This window comes from Brumimicrobium mesophilum (assembly GCF_003025005.1).
GTDB lineage: Bacteria > Bacteroidota > Bacteroidia > Flavobacteriales_D > Crocinitomicaceae > Brumimicrobium > Brumimicrobium mesophilum.
The window spans coordinates 1-975 of the sequence record NZ_PVSS01000053.1 but is presented as its reverse complement, the minus strand read 5'-3'; the positions used below and the strand labels follow the sequence as shown (position 1 = coordinate 975).

The following is a 975-nucleotide window of genomic DNA, read 5'->3' as shown; positions in this document are numbered from 1 at the left end:
ATTTGCGATTAACGGATGAGGCTTTGCGGCGGCCTGTTTTTAAATGTTTTATCGAAGATACAAACATTTTATTTACATGAATGTAAAAATCGAAGGTTTTTACAGGCTGGCGACGAAGGCTGTGTTATGCACTTGCATGTCTTATGTTAACCAATATAAGAGTTTATAAAAAAGGTAACTTTCATAAATATCATTTTCTACTCCTTTCCTTATTCGAACTTGGTAATTTGAAAACTCCTTATACCAGTTAATATACCCGTACCCATTGTCATTATACCCGTTATATTCATTTTCTAATTCAATAAATCCTTTTGTCGTTCCTATAAATGTGAGAGTGTCATTCTCGAAGACTTCTGTAAATCTTACAATGTCATCTGGTAAATGCTCAATCATTAAGTTTTCATTATTGCTTTTTATCGAATCATTAATTACATAAATGGCATAATGCTTTAATGAAGAAAATGAACTAAGTGAATCATATGTCACATAAAATATTTTTTCGGGGAGTCTATTTTTGTACTTTTTACGAGACGTAATAATTAATGGGTAATTGGCTTTTGTTTTTTTAGTAAACAAGTCATTATAAGTGATGTTGTCACGATTAGCAATCACTTTTGATGATTTGTAAATGATTTTACATGGACAAGGTGAGTCTGAATTTGAGCAAGGAAAAAGCAAAAATGTCAATAAAACTATAATCAAAACTGAAGAAGAAAATATTACGTTTCTTTTCCATCTGATTTCAATCTTTTTCGCTTGCCATCTATATATCAAGGCAAGAATAATTGAAAGCCCAATTAATATCGGAACAGATAAAACAAAAATCAAAGAAACTCCCCCACCGTCTACAGGAAATAAATTCATTAGAAGTAAAGTCAAAAAACCACTTCCAACTATTATCCAAGGTTTATACTTTTCTCGAGTACTTCTCATTTTCTACGCTTGTGCATAACGTCAGGCGGATTTCCGAAGTCG

Annotated in this window: 1 protein-coding gene; it reads right to left on the bottom strand. The window is 31.7% G+C overall.

Going from position 1 to position 975, the window contains the following annotated elements:
- Nucleotides 1-141: 141 nt before the first annotated feature.
- A complete protein-coding gene (locus C6368_RS17000; protein WP_107040411.1) occupies nt 142-933 on the bottom strand; it encodes a hypothetical protein in 792 nt (263 codons plus the stop codon).
- Nucleotides 934-975: the final 42 nt, after the last annotated feature.